Here is a 22,794-nt window from a genome sequence, read left to right on the forward strand (position 1 = left end):
AGCAGAACCGTTCCCTTTTCCACAACCAAACTCCTTTTCACATGAAGAAAACATTTTACGCAACCCTGCTTGCCTGCCTGGGGCTGGGTCTCAGCACGGAAGCACTAGCCCAGCGCCAGTGTGCCTCTATGGAAGTGCTGGAGCGCCAGCTGGCCACCGACCCCGGCATGGCCCAGCGCATGCAGACCATTGAGAACGTAACCCGCCAGCTGGACGCTAATCCGGTGGCCCAGCGGGGCACGGCGCTGCTCGGCACCATTCCGGTGGTGGTGCACGTGCTGTACAGCAACGCCAACGAGAATATCTCCGACGCGCAAATTGCCTCGCAGATTGCCGTGCTTAATGAAGACTTCCGCAAGCTCAACTCCGACGTGAGCAAGACGCCAGCCGCCTTTGCCGGCCTCGCCGCCGACGCCGGCCTGCAGTTTGTGCTGGCCAAGCGCGACCCTAGCGGCAACGCCACCACCGGCATCGAACGTAAATCGAGCACCAAAACCACCTGGGGCACCGCCGACGCCATGAAGAGCACCACTACCGGCGGCCTCAACGCCTGGCCTGCCAGCCAGTATATGAACATCTGGGTGTGCAACATCGGCGGCGGTATCCTGGGCTACGCCCAGTTCCCGGGCGGCGCAGCCAGCACCGACGGCGTGGTAATCGGCCCGAACTACTTCGGCCGCACCGGCTACCTGTCGGCGCCGTTCAACCTGGGCCGCACGGGCACCCACGAGGTGGGCCACTACCTGAACCTGCGCCACATCTGGGGTGATGCCAACTGTGGCAACGACCTGGTGAGCGACACGCCCACCCAGCAGGCCGACAACTCCGGCTGCCCCGTGTTCCCGCGCCGCACCTGCGGCAACACCACCAACGGCGACATGTTCATGAACTACATGGACTACACCAATGACGCCTGCATGTACATGTTCTCCACCGGCCAGAGCACGCGCATGAACGCGCTGTTCGGTAGCGGCGGCAGCCGCGCTTCGCTGCTCTCCTCGCTGGGCGGCACGGCGCCAAGCGGCGGTGGCGGCACCACGCCTCCTCCTACCACCATTACGTACTGCGCCAGCAAAGGCACCAGCGTAGCGTATGAGTTCATCGACTACGTGAAGCTGGGTACCATTGCCCGCACCTCGGGCGCTGATGCCGGCTACTACAACGGCACCGCCCTGAGCACTACTCTGGCCGCTGGCTCGTCGCAGACCATTAGCTACAGCGCTGGTTTCGCCGGCACAGCTTATACTGAATACTTTAAGGTGTACATCGACTACAACCGGGATGGTGACTTCACGGACGCTGGTGAGTTGGTGGTGAATGCCGCCGGCAGTTCCGCCACTACCACCCGCACCAGCTCGTTCACGGTACCGGCTACTGCCAAAACCGGCAGCACCCGCATGCGCGTGGTGATGAGCGACGCCTCGGCCACGACCAGCTGCAACAGCTACAGCTACGGCGAAACCGAAGACTACACCGTGACCATCTCGGGTGGTACGGCCCGCACCTCGGCCCGCCTGGCTTCTACCGACTACAGCGTGTATCCAAACCCAGCCACCAGCGTGCTGAACATTGCCCTGCCCGCCGACCGTGACCTGAGCGCTGTAAGCGTGAAAGTATACGACGTGCGCGGGGCCGAGCAGCGCCAGGCCACCTACAGCGCCGAAGGCCAGCTCGACGTGTCGGGCCTGAGCAAAGGCGTGTATATGCTTACCATCACCGATGGCCAGCAGGTGTCGCACCAGCGCTTCGTGAAGGAATAGCGCGCTCCGGCGCGGGCTGCAGGTTTAATCGGGCGCCCCGATGCCCTGCTCCAGCCTCCTGAAGAAAGCCCGCCGCATTGGCGGGCTTTCTTTTTTAGGACGCTGCCGGCCTACGCATGCTATCTTGCACAGACTACCGCCCAGCATACGCGGCGCCGCAAAAACCTTTTTCAGGCACCTCAGTAAAGAGGCCTGCTTCTGGTCCGCGACTTCTCTACCTCGCTCCTCCTGCCCTATGAAGACCCTATACCTGATGCGCCACGCTAAATCCAGCTGGAGCTTCGACGACCTTTCCGACGAGCAGCGCCCCCTCAACGAGCGGGGCCGCACCGACGCCCCGCGCATGGGCCAGGCACTGGCCGAGCGCAACATCAAACTCGATTTGCTGCTGGCATCCACGGCCGTACGCTCCCTCACCACGGCCGCGCTGGTGGCCAAGGAAATCGAGTACCAGCACGAGAAAATCGTGGTGCGGCCCGACATCTACCATGCCGACCCGATGACACTGCTGCGCGTCATCCGCGAGTCGCCGGACGAAGCGGGAAGCGTGCTGCTGGTGGGCCACAACCCCGGCATCACGGAGCTGGCCAACCTGCTTTCACCCAGCCCCCTGAGTGAGGAAATGCCCACCGCGGCCATTGTGTGCCTGCACTTTCAGGTGGAGCGCTGGGCCGACGCCGACACTCAAAACGCTGAGTTCTATTTCTTCGACTGCCCCCGAGACTCGAATTAACAATCGTAAAAGAACGTCATGTTGAGCATGTGGCGCATCAAGCCAGTGTGCGCAGCCGTAGCCGAAGCATCCCTCCCGCTTCGTTGCAATGGCGTATAATTAGCCAGAGGTAGAGATGCTGCGCCCTTCGCTCAGCATGACAGTCCTTTTGCCATTCCCTTTACCTTTACCTCATGGAAAAGACTGAGAAGAAGTCCGTAGCGGCGAAACCTGAACTTCTGAACCGGGAGCTGAGCTGGCTGGCCTTCAACCGCCGCGTGCTGCAGGAAGCCCAGAATCCGCAGGTGCCGCTGCTGGAGCGCCTCAAGTTCATGGCCATTTTCAGCTCCAACCTCGACGAGTATTTCAAGGTGCGGGTAGCCACGCTACGGCGCCTCGTGAAGCTCAAGAAAAAAACCCGCGCCAAGCTGGGCGAAGACCCGGCCGCCCAGCTCAAAGACCTGCTCGAAGAAGTGGGCCGCCAGCAGCAGGAGTTCGGCGACACGTTCCGCAACGGGCTGCTGCCGGCCCTGCGCGAGCAGCACATCCACCTGGTGTCGGAGCACGACCTGAGCGAGGAGCAGCAGCAGTGGGTGCAGCAGTATTTCGAGCAGAACGTGCAGGATTTGCTTTCGCCCGTGATTCTCGATGACAACCTGCACCACCTGTTTCTGAAAGACCAAACGGTGTACCTCACCTTCCACCTCACGGAGCCCGAGGCCACTGGCAAAAAGAAAAAGCACGACGCCGACGAGCGGGTGATGGTGATGGAGCTGCCTGCCAAGCGCCACGGCGGCCGTTTCGTGCAGCTGCCCGCCATCGGCGATGAGCGGTACGTGATGTTCCTCGACGACGTGATTCGGGTGTGCGCGCACACGCTGTTTCCGAAGTTTGGGAAGGTGCAGGTGCACGCCGTGAAACTCTCCCGCGACGCGGAGCTCGACATTCAGGAGGAGGTATCGGGCAACCTGATGCTCAAGATCAAGAGCAGCCTGCAGAAGCGCGAAACCGGCTACCCCGCCCGCCTGCTCTACGACCCGGCCATGCCCAAGGCCGTGTTGAAAGCCATGATCCAGAAAACCGGCATCGGCAAAGACGAGCTGGTGGAAGGCAGCCGCTACCACAACTTCCGCGACTTCTTCGGCTTCCCCGACCTGGGCCTCTCGCACCTCGTGTACGAGCCGCACCCGCCGCTGCCGCACCCCACGCTACCGCGCACCGGCAAGATGCTGCCCGCCATTGCCGAGCGCGACCACCTGCTCAACCTACCCTACCAGTCGTTCGACTACGTGACGCGCCTGATTACGGAGGCCGCCCTCGATCCGCAGGTCAGCGGCATAAGCATCACACTCTACCGCGTCTCCAGCAAGAGCGAGGTAGCCAAAGCGCTGCTGAAAGCCGTGAAAAACGGCAAGCAGGTGACCGTGGTGGTGGAGCTGAAAGCCCGCTTCGACGAGGAAAGCAATATGTACTGGGCCGAGAAGCTCCAAAAGGCCGGCGCCAACGTCATCTATGGCATTCCGGAACTGAAAGTACACAGCAAGCTGCTGCTCATCACGCGGGCTGAGGAAGGCCAGAACCGTCTCTACGCCTACTTGAGCACCGGCAACTTCAACGAGGTAACCAGCAACATCTACGCCGACCACGGCCTGTTCACCAGCGACCCACGCCTGACCAGCGAGGTGGGCGAGGTGTTCCGCTATTTCCACGACCGGCTCGACAAAACCGGGCAGTTCGAGCACCTGCTGGTGGCGCCATTTGAGCTGCGCGAAAAGCTGAACGGCCTGATTGATGCCGAAATAGCCCGGGCCCGCAAGGGCGAGGACGCCTACATTATTCTCAAGCTAAACGCCCTGCAGGACGAGCGCATGATCCTGAAGCTCTACGAAGCCAGCACGACCGGCGTGCGGGTGGAGCTGCTGATCCGCGGTATTTCGTGTTTGATTCCGGGCCGCGTGGGGCAGAGCGAGAACATCACCCAGCGCGCCATCGTGGACCGCTACCTGGAGCACGCCCGCCTCTACGTGTTCGGCAACGGCGGCGACGAAAAGCTCTACGTGGCTTCGTCCGACTGGATGGCCCGCAACCTCGACCGCCGCGTGGAAGTGGCTTTCCCTATTCTAGATCCTAAGCTGCGGACAGAAGTGCGCCACATGCTGGACCTGCAGCGCCAAGACAGCGTGAAGTCGCGCGACTGGCAGAACAACTTCGTGGGGCCCACCACCGAGCCGGCCGCCAACGCCGCCGCCGTGCGTGCCCAGTTTGATACCTACGCTTGGCTGAAGAAGAATAGCCGCCGACGCAAAACCGCATAGCGTCATTTAGCAACAGAACGTCTGGCAGAACGGAGCGAAGCATCTCGCTAGTGTGGTAAAAATTCCTGCACTAGCGAGATGCTTCGCTCCGTTCTGCTTAACGTTCTGCTGTCCCATCATAACGCCCGGCAAACCCTCTCTTCACACGGAAGTAACACAGGAGCAGTACCTTTGTGCTGCCCGCCGGCCTGCGCCGGCCCGCCCGCCCGCGGCAACCAACGCCGCGCGCATCAGGTAAAATACCCTGATAGTCAGCCCACGGCAGCTTGCCGGGGCGGTTCCTGTTCCACCCTTTGCACTTCCACACCATGTTGTATTCGTCCTCTGTCACCCGTTTCGCTTCAGCCCTCACCCCTACCTTCCACGAACTGAAAGTCTGGCCCGCCTGCTTTGCCGCCGTCCTCGATGGCCGCAAGGCCTTCGACGTGCGCTTCAATGACCGGGACTACCAGATCGGTGATGCCGTGCTACTGCGCGAGTACGAGCCCGAAAGTGAGCAGTTCAGCGGCCGAAGTACCGAGCGCTGGATCAGCTACCTGCTGCAGGGCGGCGCATTCGGCCTGGAAAACGGCTGGTGCGTGCTAGGCCTGGCCGAGCACCCGCCCCTGCCGGCCGGCGTCAGCGATACGCGCCTCTGGTAGCTACCTGCCACTTCCCCTCACCCATATGCCCCAGCCCACCCGGTTGGGGCTTTTTTTTGCCTCACCCTTTCCCCATTTCCTGCATCGGAAAGGCTGAATAACTAGGCCGCCAGCCGGCTGGTACCATCGGACCGGAGCCGAAGAGCGCGGGGCGAAATTCCGTGCTATCTTCCGTGCCGTTTTATTCTTGTCTCTATGCCGTTTTCCTTATCCGCAGCGAAAAACCGCACCATCTGCTTTACCCAGAAGTGGCCAGGCGCAACCCAGGAGCAGGCAGAAGCCCTTGGCATTGATTTATTCACTGGATCCGGTGCGACCTGCCGCCGGGTGGCCACCTGCGACGAGCCCGTGCAAAAGCGCTTCGGCTAGCCGGCATTTATTGCGCTGCTCACTATGCCCCTGCCTTGGCAAAGCCAACCTTAGTAGGGCCATGGGCCTGCGTTACCGCCCGGCCCAACGAGTGGCAGCCGTCTGGAATTCCGCTTCAGCCAGTAATGACAGCAGCAAGCGCCCCGGCTGCCTGTGCCCCAAGGCCCGCCAAACTATCCACTATAACCACTCATTCCCCCCGCATGTCGCTGCTTCCCACCATCACCACCGAGGGCTATACAATACAGCATCGCCCCGATCTGCGCGTGCTGGTGCTGCGCTGGCTGCACCCCCAGACGCTGTACGAAACGCAGGAGTCTTACCAGCAGCTGCTAACTCTGGCGCAGGAGTACGGCTGCCCCCGCTGGCTGCTGGATGGCCGCCGCGACGGCCCCCTGGACGTGTATACCACCCACTGGCTGGTTGGCCACTTCTTCCCTGAAGCCGTGCGCGCCCTGGCCCCGGCCCGGCTGTGCATGGCCGCGCTCAGCTCACAGGCCCGCCTGGAGCAGCTCCACACCGATGCCGCCGTGGCCCCGGCCGTGCAGCGGGCCCTGGCACCCGAGCAGCCCTACTCCACCAGCGTATTCCTGACCGAAGCCGAGGCCCTCGCCTGGCTCGCTGCTCAGCCCACATAATCCGGGGCTTTTTGGAAACAGGAGGCGGGCGGCTATGTCCTGCCGCACCTCTGCAAAGCCGACGAACAAAATCAGGCCTTCTGGTGGCATAGTGGGCGGCATTCTGGCTGGCAGCTGCCGCGCTAAGCCGGCTGGCCGGCGCGCACGGCCCGCAGCCATTCCTCCGCCGATTCTACCGTGTCGAAGAACTGCAGGTGCAGCTGCTTGGTGAATGGATGGGTGGCTGACATGGCGGCTTCGCCGAGCAGGTCGTGGGGCTGCACTACGTGGGCAATGTAGCGCATCCCCAACTGCATGGCCTGCGGGGCCCACACGCGGCGCAGCCACTCCACTGAGTCGAACCACGGGCCGGACAGGCGGCTGTTGTCGTTGAGCAGATACCGGTAGGACCGCTGCTGCATGGCATCCAGGATGTGAGTGGCCTCGTCGTAGGCCTCCTGCGGATCAATATAACCGAACCAGGTGGCGCGCAGTCTCGGCCTCTTCATAATCCAGCGTGCAGCTCCTAACGTCCGTCTGGTCGAGGTGTTGGGAAATGCGCATATGCATAACCTGAGAGTAGCGGAAGAATACATATACTAACGCAACATAATTGCCCTGAAGTTGCCGCTAGGCTAGGCGGGCTGCCGCACAAACAGACCGGCCGCCGCCCACCAGCGCCTGCCCGGGGCAGCAACGTTGGCAGGCGGCGGCCCGGTAGTAAAGGCGGCGCAGGCTTACTGCTTCTTCAGGAACTTACGCGGCGGCACGATGAACAGCTCCAGCGAGGCGTATGGCGCGCCGGCAAACTTGCTGTCGATGATTTTCTCGCGGTCGGCGTTGGTGCGGTCGAAGGCGTCGAAGGCGTAGTTGTAGCGGTAGCCGGCTTCGGCCCCGAACCAGATGAAGTCGTAGATTTCCCGCTCCCAGCGGCCCCGGAACTTCACCTCGGTTTCGCGCAGCTCCAGTGTGCGCAGCGGCTGCTTGTCGGGCTGGTTCTGGCGCACCAGCGGGTTGTTCAGCTTCACGATATAGTTGAAGCCATCAACAGAGTAGCCAGCGAAGAACAGCGACTTGGGCGAGGCATTGTAGCGGGCCGTAATACGGGCCGGGAACAGCGCCTCCACGCCCCAGCGGCTGTTGAAAGTGCGGTTGTAGAGCACGGCCGGGTAGATGCTCTGGCGCCCGAAGGTGTAGCCCAGCTGCAGGCCCACGCCCCACGAGAAATTGGGGCTGCGCTTCCAGCCGTACAAAAACTCCGACGACACCCGCAGGTAGTCGCTCACGCTCAGCGCCGAGGAGGTGTAGTCGCCGCTCAGCTCGCCCTTCACGCGGAAGATGTACCAGTTCACCTCGTTCACGGGCCGGATAACGGCCAGCTGAGTGCCTAGGGTCTTGAGGGCCTTATTTTCGATGTTGTCGTAGAGCTCGTAGCGGGTGGGCGTGCTGCGGAACTGGAACTCCTCCCGCTCGTAGTTCACGCCCAGAATCAGCTTGAGGTGGGGGTGGTTGAGCATCGGGATATAGCCCTTGATAACCAGCCGGGCGTTCTTCTTGGCATCAGCTGAGAAGTCGCCCAGACCCACCACCTGCGCGTTGGACGTTATGCCGAAAGTAGGCATCCGCTCATAGTGAAAAATCAGGCCCTTGCTGGGGCCCATGCCCACCACCGAGGGCGTGGCAAACTCCTGCCGGTCGATGGCGCCGGCGGCAGTGGTGTCGCCGGGCGTGGCTGCCGGGCGCGGGAATACCGGCGTGGGCGAAGCAGGCGGGGTTTGCTGGGCCAGGGCCGGGGCCGCCGCCAGCAGCGCCAGCGCGGGCAGCGTACGGCGGATAGAAGACAGGAGCATGAAAGCGAATAATTACGTGTGGTGGAGGTGGGGCAGTACGGGGGTTAACGGGGCCTGTGGGAAGTAGCGCAGCGCTTCCGCTTCGCGTTTCGCGGCTGACTTTCGTACGATGCCGTTCAACGAAACGCGAAGCGCCGCGCTACTTCTCACTTCTGCCTAGAACAGGAAATCGAAGCCCACGAACACCAGGTTTTCTTCCCCTACAGAATAGGTGACATTGATGACGGCCTGCTTGAGCACGTCCACCCAAACGCCGCCACCGAAAGCGGTGTGGAAGGCCTTCACGCCGGTTTTCACGTCGTAGGGCGAGTACACGCGGGCAGCATCCGTGAGGCCCAGGATACCGAACTTGCCGGGCACGAGGTAGGCGTTGAACTCGAAGAGCTGCACGCGCACCTCGGCGTTGGCGAATACGGAGCTGCGGCCGGCATAGCGGGTGCGGCGGTAGCCGCGCAGGTTGGTGGTGCCGCCCAGCGTGTTGGCCTGGTAGAAGCGGTAGTCGCCGAAGTTGCGAGTACCCCCGATGCGGCCGGCCCACGTCAGCTGGAACGGGAAGTTAGGCGACAGGTAGAAGCGGAATTCCGAGCTGGCGCGGCCGTACTTGAGCTGCTCGGCGTTGAGCTGGTAGTTGTACTCGATGGCGTTGTACCAGCGCAAACCGATGCGGGGGTTTTTCGGCGACGAAGCAGCGTCGATGTTGAGGTAGGCGCGGCCACCGAGGTAGCGGTTCATCTGGAAATCAGAGCTGCGGATGCCGAGGCCGGCACCCTGCACACCATTGCCGTTGGCGTCGAGGCCATTAGCAATTTCGCTGCCGATGGGCAGGCGGCTCACCCGGAACTGGTCGTACTGCGGGCCCACACCAAACTTCATGAAGCTGAATACGTCGCGCTCCAGCACGGGGCTCACGTAGAGGCGCGAGAAACGCACCCGGTAAGTTTCGTTGATGTCGCGGTTGCGCACGCCACCCTCATCTGTATCCAGCAGGTTGCGCGAGTCGTTGCCTTCGCCGAAGTAGTTATAGAGCAACTGCGGGCCGTAGAGCTGGGCATTCACGCGCAGGTCGTACTTGCCGATAACGTCTACGAAGTGGCCCAGGTAGCGCACGTTATAAGCCTGCTGCGAAGGCGAGTAGTTGGCGGCCAGGCTCTGCTCGGTAGAGTAGGGCTCTTTGCGGAAGCCGTATGTGCGGTACACGGCACCACCGCCCACAAACAGCCGGTCGTCGATGTTGTAGCCGAAATAAGCCGTCGGGCCGAAGTAGTTCAGCGTGTAGTCCTTGCGGTTGGAGCGGTTGTGCACATCGTAGCGGCTCACGTCGATGCCGGGCTCAGTGCGCAGGCGCGAGTCGCGGCCGGGCGTAATTACGTTGCCGGAATCGGCGTCGTAGATGTGGGTATAGCGGCGGAAACCGGCTACGTTCGAGCGGTCCGTGATGGAGTCCTTGCCGGTGCCGGCAATGATGCGCAGGCGCGGGCCGCTTTTCACGTCGCCCTTCACGTCGTAGATATCCTCACCCTCGAAGCCATAGAGGCGCAGCTCCTTGGTGACGTTGTTCTCAAAAGTGCGGTCGAACAGCACCTTGCTCAACTCGCCCTCCTTATTGATTTTCTGCACCGTCACGCGGGTTTTGTCGTCGGGGAGGCGTTCCACCACAAACTTCTCCCGCTTCTTGGAGCCCTTTACTTCGGCCACCTTGTTGAGCATGGTGTAGTAATCGGCAGCCACTTCGGGCAGCAGGTCGCGGCGGTTTTTCAGTTTCCCGATGATTTCCTGGGCGTGCAGATCGTAGATCTGCTTGGGCCACCGCTCACGGAAGGCTTTCTCGATGACCTCATCGGTGAGGGACGCCTTCATTTCCTCGGCTTCCTTCACCCACTGCTCGCGGCTCACGGAGGCCAGATACACCCGGTCGTTGCTCAGGGCCGTCAGGTTGAGGCCTTTCCAGTCGGCGTAGTCGTTGCCGAAGTTCTGGAAGTTGCGGATGGCCCACTTGCGCGAGGCCAGGTATGGGAACAGGCCGTCGCCCTTGAAGAAGGCCACGTCCCGGTCTTCGGGCACGGCCGTGAACTTCCGGTCACCGTCCTTGTCTTTCTTCTCAGCCCAGCGCCACTGGTCTTCGTGCCGGTCCCAGTCGCCGATCCACATATCGAAGAGGCGCGAGCGGGCAAAGGCTTTTTCGTTGACGCGGTTGTCGTTGTCTTCCGTGATGCGCTCAAACACCCGGTCGGTGCCCACCAGGTTTTTGGCGTTGCCGAGCGAGGCCACGTTGCTCTGGTTTTCGTTGGCGTCTTCCTCAATAGCACCGGGCTTGTTGGAAAACTGCTCCAGGTACTGGCCTAGCAGCGGGTCCTGCGGAATAAAGCGCAGCTCGGGGTTGGTATGCAGGATGCCGGCCGCCGTAGCCAGCGGTGGCACCGGCAGCGACGAGAACGGGTGCTGGGCCGAAATCTGGTCCTGCAGAATGTCGGCGGCGGCACCGGAGCGCAGGGCTTCGGGCAGCACCGCCGAAGGGTCTTTGTTGAGGCTACGGATCGTGAACAGGCGGCCTTCCTCGTTGCGTACTTTCAGCGAGGCCGTCTGCTTGCCGCCGCCGATTTTATAGGGTGTCAGGCCGCCTTTCTCAGTGGCCAAGTCCAGCACCGGAAAGGTCACGGGCGTGGCCCACTCCTGCCGGTAATGCTCGCCGAACAGAAACTTATGGAAGCTGCTGCGGTCGGCGTAGCGCGGGTTCACGGCCACCGTCACGGTGGAGTCGCGGAAGTCCGGGCGGGCCGTGGCGGGCGCGGCGGCCGGGCCGTTTTCGGCCACTACCGGCTGCGCGTACAGCGGCGTGCGGAACACCAGGCGGCCGGTTTCACCGGCTCCTTCCGGAATCCAGAACTCCACCCACGCCTGCCCGTCGTTGTAGTAGTTGACGCGGGCAAAGCCTTTTTCCTTGTCCGAGAAGTTGGCGTCGGCGTCGCGGCCGGCGCGCACGTGCTGGGTTTTGCAACCCGAGCCACTCACAATCTGGTGGTAGGTGGGCGCCTTGAAGTACTGCAGGTTGTGCTCGTGCCCGGCCGCGTACACGATGTTGGGGTGCTTGGCGAAAATATCTTCCAGCCCTTTCTTATACGCCTGGTAAAGCGGGTGCGGAATGTCCTGCGAGATTCCGCCGTATTTGCGCGCAAACGGATATACCGAGCCGATGATGGGCAGCGGCAGGAAGGCGTACTTATACACGATGCTCAGCGGGAACAAATGGTCACCGAGGGTGAAGAAGCCGCCGTGGATACCGTCGGACAGAATTGGGTGGTGGCCCACCACCATGATGTTCTTGTCCTTGTTCTGGTTGATGATGTCTTCGAGCTGGGTGAAGAAGTCCGTCTCGTTGGCCACGCCGCAGCCGCTGTTCGAGCCGTACGGCCGCTCACCTTCACCCTGCAGAAACCACTGCGAGTTGATGGCAATCAGCACCACGTTGTCCTGCAGGCGCACCTCAAACGGGCCGGGACAGGCGTCGCGCGGAATGAAAAAGTCGCCGGTGTAAGAAAACGCCGCCGAGTCGTTGGTCATAAAGTTCTCCACGAACCGCTGCTGGCGGTTCACCTGATCCACGGCCCCGACGCGACCCTGTTTCCAGTCGTGGTTGCCCGGTATCATGTACTTCTCGCCCTGGTAACCGCGCAGCACGTTTAGCTGGTCGATGATGCGGCGCTCCGACTCCTTGCGGTCGAAAGAGCCTTCCTCGGGCATGCCGTACTCGTAGATGTTGTCGCCGAGGTAGATGGCGGTGCTTTTCGAGCCGGCCGCCGTGATCTGCTTGCGCAGATAATTCAGCGAAGGCTCGCCGCCTTTATCCACCGCAATCGGCTTGCCCACGTCGCCAATCAGAAACACTGTGTAGCGGATGTTGGCGCTATCAGGTGGCGTGCTGGCTTCCCAGTTTTCCCCACCGTGGTTGTAGTTGGGGCGGGTAGGGTGCGGGGTTTGAACAGGTTTCTGTGCCCAGGCCGGAGCACTACACGCGGCCAGCAACAAGCCGCAGGAAATCAAAAAATGCTTCATAAAGAGCCAGTAGAGAGAAAGAGCAGGGGCGGGTTGCGGCCGGGAGCTGCAGTGCGCCGCTGGTAGTTAGCGGAAATACGAGTAACTTACCCAAACGGCTGCTGCAGTCCGGTCAGTTTATGTGGCCGGGTGCCTGCCGTACGAAAACTCTTGGTGTACGGTTGAGCCTCCTTCCAAAAACCCCATCGGCCGATTCGCGTTGAAAGGCGGTTGGGAGGCGGAATCCGTCCCTGTTGCACCTCTTTTTTCTTCCATGGAACCCACGGAAACGCTCCGGCCTGCCAAGGCTGAAAAGTCAGAAATTCTGAAACAGGCCAAGGCCTATGTCACGCAGCTTTTCGAAGAAAAACTGCCCAAACAACTGGTATACCATTCGCTGGACCATACGGTGGCTGTGGTGAAAGAAGCGCGTAAGCTCGGCGAAGATACAGGCCTTAGCGCGCCCGATCAGGAAACCTTGCTACTGGCCGCCTGGTTTCACGACACCGGCTACACCGAAGTGTACGACGGCCACGAGTACCGCAGCATGGAGCTGGCCAAAGACTGGCTGACCAAGCAGCAGGACGCCCCTGAGCGCATTGCGCTGGTGCAGGACCTTATACGGACCACCCACCGCAACGAGCCCGCCGAAACCGAGCTGCAGCAGCTGCTGGCCGACGCCGACATGAGCGGCATGGGGCGCGAGGACTTCTTCGGCAACGCCGAGCTGCTCCGGGCCGAGTGGGAAACCACGCTGGGCAAAACCTACTCTAGCACCGAATGGGCCGAGTCGCAGCTGGACTTCCTGCACGCGGCCAAGTTCCACACCGACGCCGCCAGAAGCCGCTACGGCGAGCAGTTCAAGGCCAACCTCAAGGAGCAGCGTGACCTGCTGAAGAAAACCGAGAAGAAGAAAAAGAAGAAGGACGAGGAAGAAAACGGCACGTTTGCAGAGCCCAAACGGGGCATCGAGACGATGTTCCGGACCATGTACAGCAACCACATGAAGCTCTCGGACATGGCCGATAAGAAGGCCAACATGATGATTAGCCTCAACGCGGTGCTGCTGTCGGTCATCATCACCTACCTGGGCGCCAAGGCCGGCACCAAGTCCGGGGTGCTGAGCCCTACCATCATGAACAACCCGGTGCTCACCATTCCTATCGGGCTGCTGCTGGCCACGGCGCTGGGCTCGGTGGTATCGGCCATCCTGTGTGCCCAGCCCGATGTCACGAGCTTCAAATGGCTCAAGAAAAGCCCCCAGATTGCCACCAACCGCCGGGTAAACCTGCTGTTCTTCGGCAACTTCAGCAAGCTCAGCCTCGACGACTTCCAGAGTGGCATGACCGAACTGATGGGCAAAAAAGATGCCCTCTACACCAACATGGTTACCGACATCTACTACCTCGGCGACGTGCTGACGCGCAAATACCGCCTGCTGCGCATCAGCTACACCATTTTCATGGTCGGCCTGATCCTGACGGCACTGTCGTTCGGCATTGCGCTGCTGTACAAGATGTAGTGATATGCTGGTTTTTGATGTGTTGATGAGCTGCTGCACGTTGCGTCAAGGACATGATGCACTAGCTGGCACATCAGAAACCAGCACATCTCCCCCTATCTTTGCGCCACGGCTGCGTAGTTCAACGGATAGAATAGGCGTTTCCTAAACGCTTGATATGGGTTCGATTCCCGTCGCGGCTACTACTGTAAAGTCCTTTTCGCATAAGTATGCGGGAAGGACTTTTTTTTTGCATCATCAACTATCCTATGTACGTATATCATTTCAAGAAAACAGTAACTATTGCTGCCTATCTTGCAAGTACCGAATCCTAGTTTAAGGGCTTTGCGTAAAGTTACCCGCTCCGAACATCCTGCTTACACATCTTTTGCCCAGTACCCTTTAGTAGTTCCGCTCAATGGAATCCTTGCTTTTGTCTACTTCCGGCTCCGCCCGGCGGGTTTACCTGTATGCCTTATCCGATGGCATACCTCTCTACTTCAAACATAATGAGTTGCTGCAAACTGATGGCTATCGACTGCTCTGGTGGGGGATGCCCAATAACGTGACGGAACAGGAAGCGGCCGAATGGGTAGCACCCTGTCAGCCAGCCCCGGCCCAATACCACAATTACGAGCAGACCAATCCGGATCTGTGCCTACCCACAGCCCTTGACTCATTTCGGTCGGCGGTAGCACAGATGTGCCGGAAGCTGGAGTATGCCATCGGTACCGCACCTGGCGAAGTACTGATTGGCGAAATCCTGAGCTAGTGATCCAGCAAACCATTAGAAGCCGCGAATTTGATCAGCGCCGCGGTGTTTTTGGTTTGCGTCTTCTCGATAATGTTCTGGCGGTGCGTTTCGATGGTACGCTTGCTGGTAAAGAGCTGATCGGCAATTTCGGCATTGGTGAGGCCTTCCGAAATGAGGTGCAGTACTTCCAGCTCCCGCTTCGATAAATCTCCGGATTTCATCCGGCTGCCTTCGGCCACCACCCCCACCGACGTGCGCACCAGCTTATTGAGCAGATCCAGCCCCAGCTCAGTACACAGGAAAAGCCGCCCCGCAGCTACCGTCCGGATGGCATGGGAGATTTCAGTGATGTCGGCGTTTTTGAGCACGTACCCATGGGCCCCGGCGCCCAGCATGCGGTGCACGTAGTTTTCGTGGTCCAGCATAGACAGCACCAGCACCCGCAGTTCGGGGTACTGTTCGCGCAAGTGTCCCATCGTGGTAAACCCGTCCATTACGGGCATGTTGATGTCCATCAGCACCACATCAGCCGGAGTAGAGGCCAGTAGCTCCAGCAGCTCCTGCCCATTGCCCGCCTCACCTACCACCTGAAGGTCAGGCTGCAGCGAGAGGAGCGCCCTGATTCCGTCGCGCAGAATCGTGTGGTCGTCGGTGAGCAGAACTCTAATCATGGTGGCGGATAGGTCTGCCGGAAACGTCTGGCCGCAGCCTGCTTCTATTCCCGGCAACGTTATTGGTTCATCATTCAAGGCAGTTCCCGGCACTTACAGCCTGAAGGCTGCCTGATTTCGGCAACGCAGAGGTTTGGGCCACCATACTTCGGGCGGCAAGCCACATTTACGCAGATGTAGCGGCGGCAGGCGTTGCCAAGCGTGATTTTATGGGGCCTGATTTTCGGTTGCCATGCAAGCCCGGCAATCAAAAATGCAGAATAATTACTATAAAATCAGGGTTTACCACTTTTTTAGACAAACATCCTGTTATACTTTTACAATAACCAATAGAACCTTGCGCACTCAGCTTCTATAACAAGATCCTGAAAATCATCTCTTTTACAGCGACAGGTTCAGGATTCAGGTTGACTACCGGGCGCTGTACACGTCGCAGAGCGCATTAAGCAGTTGAGATGTGATGAACGTGTACCGGGAAATCTTACCAGACAGCTACCTGCTGATTCTCAGCGGCTCCGCAACGCCCGACGACCTGCCTGATCTGCAAAAGGTACTCCACCGGGCGGGCGCCAGCGGCAAAAACAGCATCTGGCTGGACTGCAGCGCCGTGGCCAGCCTGCCAACGGCAGCGCTGGATCTGCTGAGCGACTACCACCTGCAGTTTCAGCGTCGCCGGCTGTTGCTGGTGCTGTGCCACCTTACCGATGCCGCCGCGGCTACTCTGCAGCAGCTGCCGTGGGCGCAGCGGCCACCTATTGCCGCTCGCAGCCCCGGACGGCTACACCACGCCAGCCAGCCCATTAATGGTGAGGGCCACCACGGCCGTATTGAGCCCGAAGGACAGCACCCCGTGCAGCAGCGCCAGCCGCCGGATACTGCGGTCCACGATGCTGACATCGGCGGTCTGGGTCGTCATGCCCACCACGAACGAGAAGTAGGCGAAGTCCAGGTAATCCGGTTCCTGCTCGCCGCCGGGGAAGGACAGCCCGCCTTCCGGCCGCCCATCGTTGTCGTAGAACAAATGGGCGTAGCGCAGCGTGAACAGCGTATGCACCAGCAGCCAGGCCGTGAGCACGCCCACGACGCCCACCAACACCTGCGCCAGCTGCAGCGGCCCGGGGCCCTGCCGCACCGAGGCCAGCAGCCCCACCACAGCCAGCAGACTGGTACTGCACGCCACCAGCACCGCCCCAAACGACGCCACCCGTCCCGGGTCTTCGCGGGTAGATACGCGGCGGATATGGCCCACATCGGCCGTCAGCATGATACCCCAGGTGAGCAGCACGGTGCAGAGGGCAAACCCGTCCCAGGCCAGAAACAGCCGCATCATGAGCGGCCAGGCGGCCGGGGTGCCCCAGTAGAGCAGCACTGCCGGCAACAGCCCGATAGACAGGCGTTTCCAGGCCGCCAGCAGCTCCAGGCGCTGAAACAGGAACTGACCGGACCAAGAAGCAGAAGGGGCCATAGCATCGACGGAATGAAATATTCTGCGTAAGCTACGGCATCTATCCTGATGCACCCATGAATTCAGCTCCCCTTTCCGGCCTCTACTCCCCGTCCCTGAGTCTGCTCACCGACCTCTACCAGGTTACCATGGCCTACGGCTACTGGCAGCAGGGCTTGCAGGACCGCGAGGCTGTGTTTCACCTCTATTTCCGCAAGGCTCCCTTCCAGGGCGGCTACGCCGTGGCGGCGGGCCTGGCCTACGCCGTCGATTACCTGCAGAACCTGCGCTTCTCCGAGGACGATCTGGCCTACCTGGGCAGCTTGAAAAGCAGCAAGGGCGCGGCCATGTTCCCGGCGGAGTTCCTGCAGTATCTGCGCGAGCTGAAGTTCACCTGCGACGTAGACGCCATTGCCGAGGGCACCGTGGTATTCGGTAATGAGCCGCTGATTCGGGTGCAGGGGCCGCTGCTGCAGGCCCAGCTGGTGGAAACGGCTTTGCTCACGCTCGTCAACTTCCAGACGCTCATTGCCACCAAGGCGTCCCGCATCCGCGAGGCCGCCGGCTCCGATACGGTGCTGGAATTCGGTCTGCGCCGCGCCCAGGGCGTGGATGGCGGCCTGGGGGCAAGCCGCGCTGCCTACCTGGGCGGGGCCGATGCCACCAGCAACGTGCTGGCCGGGCAGCGGTTCGGCATTCCGGTGAAGGGCACCCACGCCCACAGCTGGGTCATGGCCTTCGAGGACGAGGAAACCGCCTTCGCCGCCTACGCCAAGGCGTTTCCGGATGATTCGGTGTTTCTGGTGGACACCTACGACACGCTGGAAGGCGTGCGCCACGCCATCAAGGTGGCCCGCGAGATGCGCGCCCAGGGCCACGAGCTGGGCGGCATCCGCCTGGATTCCGGCGACCTGGCCTACCTCAGCCGCGAGGCCCGCGCGTTGCTCAACGAGGCCGGTTTTGAAAGTGTGCGCATCGTGGCTAGCAACGACCTGGAGGAAAACCTCATCACCAGCCTCAAGCAGCAGGGCGCCAAAATCGACACCTGGGGCATCGGTACGCAGCTCGTGACGGCCTACGACCAGCCGGCGCTTGGTGGCGTGTACAAGCTGGCCGCCCTGCGCAAACCCGACGATTCGGGCTGGGACTTCACGATCAAACTCTCGGAGCAGCTGGCCAAGACCAGCATTCCCGGCATCCTGCAGGTGCGCCGCTACGAAACCGACAAAGGCCAGCCCCGCGCCGACATGCTCTACAACGTGGCCGAGACACTGCCCGAACAGCTCACCCTCGTGGACCCGCTGGATGCCACCCGCCGCCGCGCCGTGCGGCCCGAAGCGCCGTTTCGGGAGCTGCTGGAGCCTATCTTCCGCCGCGGTGAGCTGGTCCACACGCTACCCACGCTGCCGGAAAGCCGCGCCCACGCCCACCGCGAAGTGCTCAGCCTCGACCCCAGCATCCGCCGCTTCCTCAATCCCCACACTTACCCCGTGGGCCTGGAAGAGTCGCTCAACACGTTCCGCACGAAGCTGATTCTGGAGAAGCGGCCGGTGCGGCTGGGGTAAAGGAGCAAGGCCCGGTTGCTGTAGCAGCCGGGCCTTGCTCCTTTACGAGCTACTGCCATTCGGTCGTATCCAGCTCTTTTAGCAGATCTTTGATCCTTTTCTCCAAGGTGAGCTTTTCCTGCAAATACCGCTTTACTGCCATTGCACCCGCACTCCGTTGCTCTACCAGCGCATCCAATTGACGACGTAGCCGCCTTAACTCTGTTGCCTTTTGGCGCAAAGCAAAATCAGCCTTTTTCAACCGGCTGACTTCCTCTGATTCAGCGAAAGCGGCATCCGGTGTCACGTCGAAACTAGAAGCGCCACGTTCTTCGGAAATAATCTGTTGGCCAACTTGAAGCGTTGGCGGACGCCGGATAACCTGCCGGAAGCCTTCAGCCGTAATTATTATATCACCTTGATGGGTTTCAAGGTGCCACTCTGTAACACCGGCTGCAGAAGATTCACGGCGAATGTCTTCTATTTCTAGTTCTTGATTCGGCCGAAAATCCATAGTTAAGGCAACGTGGGTTGCCTCAGTAAATATGAGCGTTGCCGGCGCTACCCAGAAAGAGAAGTAGTCGTCTTTGTCTGCCTGAACCCATTGAAAGATATAATCGATATCAAAGCTAATATCCTTCCCAAACTGGACCGCATATATCCTGGCATCATGCCAGCCCATCTGCTCATAGTCAGCTTCGGTCCAGATCCATTTTTCCAACTGGTAAGACGGTGACATATTACACGGCACCAAACTTCTTCCACAGCTTCGGGAGCATCTTGGGTAGCTGGTTTTCGGTCCAGTCTTCGCCTTTGGTTTCGGAGCCGAAATCATAGTTCAGCCCCTGCGCACTTGCCACGTTGCGCGGGAAGGTGTCGTCTTCCTCGGTTTTGCCGGTGCGCTGCTCGAAGGCCTCGGTTGCCACGTACAACAGCTCCTCGAAATTCTGGTAGCCTTCGTCCATGACGCTGGCCAGGGAATCGGCATTCTGCAGCGCGTTGGTGAAGACGGTTTCGCCCTGCCCGATCAGCCAGCACCGGAAGTACAGGTAGGGGTCGTCGGAAACGTAGCCGTCGATGATCTTCTGGGCGGCCATGATATTGAAGTGGTCGGCTTCCAGCAGGTATTCACGCAGGCGACATTCAAACCCGACAATCTGCTCCGGCTCCAGCTGCGCCAAGTGGCTGATTAGTGCCGCTTCCTGCTGCTGCTGGTCGCCTTGGGCGGTTTTCTTAGCCGATTCGATTAGCTGCCAGAATTCTTTCTTGTCCATTTGCCCTGCGGGTGTAGCATGAGCAGCGAAATACGGCAAAACTCTACACAACGCCAGCCAAAGCCTGTACTTACCTAGCCACAGCTGGCGGCTACCTTTGCTCCCGCTGCGTTACTATCAGCATCATTTCACCCGCTGCTGGCGGCAGCCGTAGCAGCCAGCGCCTCTTCACTTACTACTTCCCATGCCCACCCTCCAGTTCAAAACCAGCATCAACTGCGCCAACTGCCTGCGCGCCGTCACACCTTTCCTCGACGCCGAGCCTACGGTAGAAAAGTGGAGCGTGGACACGAACAACCCCGCCAAAATCCTGACCGTGGAAGGCGCAAATGTTATTCCCGAGCAGGTGATGAAAGCCGTGTCGCAAGCCGGGTTTGATATTGAGCCGGCAGCCGCTTAGCAAGCACTCCTCCCCTCGCCTGTCATCCTGACGAAGGAAGGACCTTATTACGTTGAAACTAGTCGTTTACACGGCTTTTTTAACGTAATAAGGTCCTTCCTTCGTCAGGATGACAGCGTATTCATCGTAAGGCTACGCTTCGTAGCGCAGCTCGCCGGCTCCTACGTGCAGCACAACATCGGTTTCCGGGGTAATGCGGCCGGCCACCTGGGCCTGGTAGCCGTGGGCGCGCAGAGTTTCGGCTACTGCTTCGGCCTGAGCCTCGTCGGTGACGAGGAGCATGCCGTTGCCCATATTCCAGTAGAGGTAGGCTTCCGTGGGGCTGATGCCAGCCAGCTCAGCCAGCTGCTGCATGGCGGGCAGGGGCGCAAACAGGTTATCCAGCACAGCGCCCACCCCGTTTTTGAGCACACGCTTGAAGTTATCGGCAATGCCACCGCCGGTGATGTGCGCGGCCGCGTGCAGGGGCAGGCCGGCATCGAGCACCGCCGCCACGCCGGGCGAGTAAATGAGCGAAGGCGCCAGCATCACCTCGCCCCAGGTTTTGGAGTTGTCAGTTGTCAGTTGCTGGTTGTCAGCACTGGTGCCGTCAGTTCCTACTTCCTCATTCTTACTTCTTGATTCCCCGAAAGGGGCCTCGTGCCACTTTTCGCCGAAGGTTTTGGTGAGGGCGCGACGGGCCAGGGAGTAGCCGTTGGAGCGGAACGAGGGCGAGTGCAACGCCACCACGGCCTGGCTGGCGCGCACGTTAGCCCCGCTCAGGGGGCGCTCCAGGCTGGGGTGCAGCACGCCCACGGCCGTCGAGCACCAGTTGAAGTTCATTTTGGCGCCGGGGTAGCCGCCGATGCGGTTGCCCAGCTCGGCAATTTCGCCCCCGGTCACGGCAATCTGGCTGAACTGGGCCGCGTCGTGCAGGCCGCGCATGAGTTCGTCCACCACCTCGTAGTTGAGGGTGTTCACGTCGATGATGTTGGAGAGGTTGGTGGGCACGAAGCCCGCCACGATGAGGTCGTCGGCCACCATGGCAATCAGGTCGTAGCCCAGCGTGTCGTAGCGGTCCAGGCGCTCGGCCACCTCAATCTTGGTCCCGATGCCGTCGGAGCCGATACCCAGCCGCTCGGCCCCGAAGCGGATTTCGTTGGAGAAGCCGCCGGCCAGGTCCTGGGCCGGCTCGCCAGGCTTGCCTGCACGGGTGCTGAAAGTTTTCTGGGCCCAGTGGTAGGCGTTTTTGGAAGCTGCGTTGCCTTCTTCGATGGAGTAGCCGGCAGTGGCTTTGAGGTTGGTATCGTTGGAAGTCTGGCTCATGAGAAGGACGAATCAGGGAAGGCGTCTGTCATCCTGAGCGGAGCGAAGGACCTTATCACACTGGAACGAGTCGTTCACTAGTGATTCAGACGTGATAAGGTCCTTCGCTCCGCTCAGGATGACAGGCGGTTGGGTTAATGCTCGGTCGGCTCGGGGGCTTTGGCGCTGACGGAAGGAATAACGTCGGGGCCTTTTTTGTTGGAGCGGTGACTTTGGCGCTCCTCCTGGATGTGGCGCAGGTACTTGGTCACGTCGCCGGTCGGATAGTTACCGGTGAAGCAGGCGAAGCAGCTGCCGCCGTGGCCCTTATCCTCCGAAAACAACTCCTGCAAATCCTCAATCGACTGGTAAATCACCTTATCGGCCCCGATGTACTGGCAGATTTCATCTTCGGTGTAGTTGGCCGCAATCAGGTCGGTGCTCATGGCCATATCGATGCCGTAGATGCAGGGCGCAATAATGGGCGGGGCGCTGCTGATGAAGTACACCTCGGCCGCTCCGGCCTCGCGCAGAATACGCACGATGCGCCGCGACGTGGTGCCGCGCACGATACTGTCGTCCACCACGGCAATCTTCTTGCCTTCCACGAACTCCCGAATGGGGTTGAGCTTTTTCTTGACGATGTCCTCGCGGCCGGCCTGGCTGCTCACGATGAAGGAACGGCCCATGTGGTTGTTCTTCACCATGGCCCGGCGGTAGGGCACGCCAATGGCTTCGGCCAAGCCGGAGGCCGAGAAGTAGCCCGATGACGGCACGTCAATCACCATATCGGGCTGAATGCCTGATTCGATAACCTTCCTGGCCAGCATCTTGCCCAGCCGTACCCGCTCCCGCGCCACCAGCCGGCCGTGGATGGTCGAGTCTTCGCGGGCAAAGTAGATGTGCTCGAACACGCAGAAGCTTTTGGGCTGCTCCTGCTGGTTTTTGTGATGCACCTTGAAATCCTTGTCGATGAACACCGCTTGGCCAGGGCCTACATTCTCCACAAATTCAAACCCCAGATAATCAAAGCAGGTGCTTTCCGAGGCGAAGGCGTATACCGGGCCGCGCTCCGTTTCGCGGCGGCCCAGCACCAGCGGCCGGATGCCCAGCGGGTCGTTGAAGGCCAGCAGGCCATGGCCGGCAATGATGGTGATGGTGGCGTAGGCGCCCTTCACCAGCTCCTGCGTCGTCTCCACAGCATCGAAAATATCCACTACCGACAGCGCATCGAGGTTTTTCAGGCGCAGCTCCGAGGCGAAGGTGTACATGATGAGCTCCAGGTCGTTGCTGGTTTTGGGCAGCACGTGGTACTTCTCATGCAGGCGCTTGGCGGCTGAACGGAAGTTGATGACGTTGCCGTTATGCACCATCGAGAGCCCAAACGGGTAGCTGGTAGTGAACGGCTGGGCCAGCTCGGCATCATTGGAGCCCTGCGTGGTGTAGCGCGCGTGCCCGATACCGATGTTGCCTTTCAGCTTCTTGAGTTGCTTGGGCCGGAACACGTCGGAGATGAGGCCGTTGCCCTTGCAGAGGTGGAAGTTCTCGTCGAAGGTGGCAATACCAGCCGCGTCCTGGCCGCGGTGCTGGAGCGCGGTGAGGCCGAACACGATATCGTGGGCAACGTCA

19 protein-coding genes and 1 tRNA gene are annotated in these 22,794 nt (G+C 60.6%); 11 read left to right on the forward strand and 9 right to left on the reverse strand.

Translation table 11 applies throughout. The annotated features are described in order from the left end of the window. Positions 1 to 41 precede the first annotated feature (41 nt). From O3303_RS13060 to O3303_RS13085, 6 genes are all read left to right on the forward strand, one after another. A complete protein-coding gene (locus O3303_RS13060) occupies positions 42 to 1,760 on the forward strand; it encodes a GEVED domain-containing protein (RefSeq protein ID WP_269558834.1) in 1,719 nt (572 codons plus the stop codon). A 235-nt stretch (positions 1,761 to 1,995) separates the two neighbouring features. Next, a complete protein-coding gene (locus O3303_RS13065) occupies positions 1,996 to 2,493 on the forward strand; it encodes a SixA phosphatase family protein (RefSeq protein ID WP_269558835.1) in 498 nt (165 codons plus the stop codon). Between the two features lie 173 nt (positions 2,494 to 2,666). After that, positions 2,667 to 4,787, forward strand: coding sequence for a polyphosphate kinase 1 (ppk1, locus tag O3303_RS13070; RefSeq protein ID WP_269558836.1), 2,121 nt, complete (start codon positions 2,667 to 2,669; stop codon positions 4,785 to 4,787). 308 nt (positions 4,788 to 5,095) lie between these two features. Beyond that, positions 5,096 to 5,428: an ASCH/PUA domain-containing protein gene (locus O3303_RS13075; protein WP_269558837.1), complete on the forward strand. Its 333-nt coding sequence runs from the start codon at positions 5,096 to 5,098 to the stop codon at positions 5,426 to 5,428. Positions 5,429 to 5,623: 195 nt separating this feature from the next. Then, positions 5,624 to 5,797, forward strand: a complete 174-nt coding sequence (locus tag O3303_RS13080) for a hypothetical protein (protein ID WP_269558838.1) — start codon at positions 5,624 to 5,626, stop codon at positions 5,795 to 5,797. 203 nt (positions 5,798 to 6,000) lie between these two features. Beyond that, entirely contained in the window at positions 6,001 to 6,435 is a 435-nt protein-coding gene (locus O3303_RS13085) for a hypothetical protein (RefSeq protein ID WP_269558839.1), read from the forward strand. Between the two features lie 122 nt (positions 6,436 to 6,557). Here the strand turns inward: O3303_RS13085 and O3303_RS13090 are convergent, their stop codons facing one another. The 3 genes from O3303_RS13090 to O3303_RS13100 form a co-directional block, all read right to left on the reverse strand. Beyond that, positions 6,558 to 6,923, reverse strand: coding sequence for a hypothetical protein (locus O3303_RS13090; RefSeq protein ID WP_269558840.1), 366 nt, complete (start codon positions 6,921 to 6,923; stop codon positions 6,558 to 6,560). A 228-nt stretch (positions 6,924 to 7,151) separates the two neighbouring features. Continuing rightward, positions 7,152 to 8,264 (reverse strand): DUF6268 family outer membrane beta-barrel protein, encoded by a 1,113-nt coding sequence (locus tag O3303_RS13095; RefSeq protein ID WP_269558841.1) that lies wholly within the window; start codon positions 8,262 to 8,264, stop codon positions 7,152 to 7,154. Between the two features lie 156 nt (positions 8,265 to 8,420). Then, entirely contained in the window at positions 8,421 to 12,314 is a 3,894-nt protein-coding gene (locus tag O3303_RS13100) for a metallophosphoesterase (RefSeq protein WP_269558842.1), read from the reverse strand. A 253-nt stretch (positions 12,315 to 12,567) separates the two neighbouring features. On the opposite strand from O3303_RS13100, the gene O3303_RS13105 reads away from it, so the two are divergent. The 3 genes from O3303_RS13105 to O3303_RS13115 all read left to right on the forward strand — a co-directional run bounded on the left by O3303_RS13105 (position 12,568) and on the right by O3303_RS13115 (position 14,566). Beyond that, positions 12,568 to 13,815, forward strand: a complete 1,248-nt coding sequence (locus tag O3303_RS13105) for a Pycsar system effector family protein (RefSeq protein ID WP_269558843.1) — start codon at positions 12,568 to 12,570, stop codon at positions 13,813 to 13,815. A 110-nt stretch (positions 13,816 to 13,925) separates the two neighbouring features. Next, positions 13,926 to 13,997, forward strand: a tRNA-Arg gene (locus O3303_RS13110). 215 nt (positions 13,998 to 14,212) lie between these two features. Next, entirely contained in the window at positions 14,213 to 14,566 is a 354-nt protein-coding gene (locus O3303_RS13115; RefSeq protein ID WP_269558844.1) for a hypothetical protein, read from the forward strand. Here the strand turns inward: O3303_RS13115 and O3303_RS13120 are convergent. Both O3303_RS13120 and O3303_RS13125 read right to left on the reverse strand, forming a co-directional pair. Next, positions 14,563 to 15,219, reverse strand: coding sequence for a response regulator (locus O3303_RS13120; protein ID WP_269558845.1), 657 nt, complete (start codon positions 15,217 to 15,219; stop codon positions 14,563 to 14,565). The two genes, O3303_RS13115 and O3303_RS13120, sit on opposite strands and share 4 nt — an antisense overlap. A gap of 778 nt (positions 15,220 to 15,997) precedes the next feature. Continuing rightward, complete coding sequence (locus O3303_RS13125) at positions 15,998 to 16,684, reverse strand: DUF1345 domain-containing protein (protein WP_269558846.1); 687 nt, start codon at positions 16,682 to 16,684, stop codon at positions 15,998 to 16,000. 56 nt (positions 16,685 to 16,740) lie between these two features. Between O3303_RS13125 and O3303_RS13130 the strand changes: the two genes are divergently transcribed. Beyond that, a complete protein-coding gene (locus O3303_RS13130; RefSeq protein WP_269558847.1) occupies positions 16,741 to 18,228 on the forward strand; it encodes a nicotinate phosphoribosyltransferase in 1,488 nt (495 codons plus the stop codon). A 49-nt stretch (positions 18,229 to 18,277) separates the two neighbouring features. Here the strand turns inward: O3303_RS13130 and O3303_RS13135 are convergent, their stop codons facing one another. Both O3303_RS13135 and O3303_RS13140 read right to left on the reverse strand, forming a co-directional pair. Then, positions 18,278 to 18,946, reverse strand: coding sequence for a hypothetical protein (locus O3303_RS13135; RefSeq protein WP_269558848.1), 669 nt, complete (start codon positions 18,944 to 18,946; stop codon positions 18,278 to 18,280). Position 18,947: 1 nt separating this feature from the next. After that, positions 18,948 to 19,481, reverse strand: a complete 534-nt coding sequence (locus O3303_RS13140) for a DUF4240 domain-containing protein (RefSeq protein ID WP_269558849.1) — start codon at positions 19,479 to 19,481, stop codon at positions 18,948 to 18,950. A 184-nt stretch (positions 19,482 to 19,665) separates the two neighbouring features. On the opposite strand from O3303_RS13140, the gene O3303_RS13145 reads away from it, so the two are divergent. After that, positions 19,666 to 19,881 carry a heavy-metal-associated domain-containing protein gene (locus tag O3303_RS13145; RefSeq protein ID WP_269558850.1) on the forward strand — a complete coding sequence of 72 codons (216 nt, stop codon included), beginning with the start codon at positions 19,666 to 19,668 and terminating at the stop codon, positions 19,879 to 19,881. A gap of 132 nt (positions 19,882 to 20,013) precedes the next feature. Here O3303_RS13145 and O3303_RS13150 read toward each other — a convergent pair whose 3' ends face one another. Continuing rightward, positions 20,014 to 21,186, reverse strand: a complete 1,173-nt coding sequence (locus tag O3303_RS13150; RefSeq protein ID WP_269558851.1) for an AIR synthase-related protein — start codon at positions 21,184 to 21,186, stop codon at positions 20,014 to 20,016. Positions 21,187 to 21,320: 134 nt separating this feature from the next. Next, positions 21,321 to 22,775 carry an amidophosphoribosyltransferase gene (gene purF, locus O3303_RS13155; protein ID WP_269558852.1) on the reverse strand — a complete coding sequence of 485 codons (1,455 nt, stop codon included), beginning with the start codon at positions 22,773 to 22,775 and terminating at the stop codon, positions 21,321 to 21,323. Between the last annotated feature and the right edge of the window lie 19 nt (positions 22,776 to 22,794).

The organism is Hymenobacter canadensis, assembly GCF_027359925.1.
In the GTDB taxonomy this organism is placed as follows: Bacteria; Bacteroidota; Bacteroidia; order Cytophagales; family Hymenobacteraceae; genus Hymenobacter; species Hymenobacter canadensis.